The 1419-nt window shown below is 51.9% G+C and carries 2 protein-coding genes; both read right to left on the bottom strand.

Translation table 11 applies throughout. The annotated features are described in order from the left end of the window. Positions 1-698 (bottom strand): hypothetical protein (locus ACR0MQ_RS22920; protein WP_480611272.1); only part of this gene is annotated, 698 nt, incomplete at its 3' end. 73 nt (positions 699-771) lie between these two features. After that, positions 772-1287: a DUF805 domain-containing protein gene (locus ACR0MQ_RS22915; RefSeq protein WP_480611269.1), complete on the bottom strand. Its 516-nt coding sequence runs from the start codon at positions 1285-1287 to the stop codon at positions 772-774. Positions 1288-1419 lie beyond the last annotated feature (132 nt).

Genomic DNA, 1419 nt, shown 5'->3' with positions numbered 1-1419 from the left:
TCGGACCTGTCTTCACCAAGAAGGGCGACGACAAATCCGGCCGGTGGCTCAGAGTTTCCGAAGTAGCTGTAAGCTGTCATGGCTCTGATCGACGCGCCGTTAACCGTTACTCGCGCGTCCCACTCTCCCTCCGAATTGTCCAAAATTACGGGTTCGATCACGCGTTTTTTCGCTCCACCACCACAATAGACGATGCCTTCGGGTGCTTCGTAGGAGGTCCCCTGGCTAGCATCCGAGTTGCACGCGGAACGAAGGGACCGAATTGCCACGCCGGAACCTTGTAAGTCAAAGATTCCGTAGCTGACATCTTGATCAATCATAGACAGATTAACGGATGCATTGGCCGCAAGCTGGTCCAGTACAAAACCATAGTCCTGCTGACTATTGAAACTGACCTCGACGGGATAGTTGTCGACGATCTGCAAGGCAGCGTTTTCTGCGCCAACCTGAAATGCTCCTACTTCGGTGGTGCCGTTCTTCAAAAATCGAATGGAAAGCCCCTGCTTCTCCACAATGTCCTGGCTGTCCTCATATCCAGCCGGTGCAAAGCGGATACGGTTACACTGTAGTTCCAGCGTCATGTTTCCAGATTGAATAAATGCATTGGGATTGGGCCCGGAACTAAACGACCACTCCGCTGATGCTGTAGTCGCCATAACCACCATCAGCGTCCCAGTGGAAATCGTTTTGAAACTCATTTTCTCTCTCCATAGTGTTACGGTTCGCACTGCTATTCAGCAGAGAGTCCGGCCAATTGCCCGGGCAGCCAGGTCAGGAAACAGGTTCGCCGTATTCGTTTGCGCCTTCTTGGGAAGGGCGCGTCAACCACCAGATCATCAGAATGGACAGAACCAATTGAAGAATTGAGACAACAACAATACCGGACACGCCCAGGACTGCCGCAGGTCCTCGCAATGCGTCAGGGTTCTCGGTCCCTTGCTCCAATACCGAGAAGAACGCCACCCCACCCAGCATAACAAAGAGCGTTGTAATGCTGAGCGCCATCGGCAGCAGCAAATACCAGCCAGGTCGTCCTGTATCATGCAGTCTCCGCCAACCGGCGGCCAGCATAGGTATGAGAACGGCCAGTTGGAAAACAGAGGACAAGACGCGAGATCCTTGCCCAGTTTCTGGGTTGGTCCCGAATATGATCGTATCCAGCACAGCTAAAGCAGCACTCACGAGAACCACAAACAAGAAGAACCACCAGTATTCTGAGCGTATAGCCCGACCGGAGAACTGGAAGTATTTCGAGAAACACGTCTTAACGGCTTCAACAATTCCCATTTTTCACTCCTTTTTATCTTTCTGTGCGCCGAAAAACGCTTCGCCACCTAGAAGAACAAACTCGCCTGTATGGATGCTCCCACTTACCTTTTTGTTTGAATGCAGAGGCCTATCGTACGAGAGCGTAAAGAA

The sequence above is a fragment of the Ruegeria sp. AN6 genome (assembly GCF_056540425.1).
Note: the sequence above shows the minus strand (reverse complement) of the source record. Positions and strands in the feature narration are given on the sequence as shown.

What these genes read in the sequence shown, in the direction of transcription:
- ACR0MQ_RS22915 (WP_480611269.1), bottom strand. Translation starts at nt 1,287, where the DNA reads ATGGGAATTGTTGAAGCCGTTAAGACGTGTTTCTCGAAATACTTCCAG.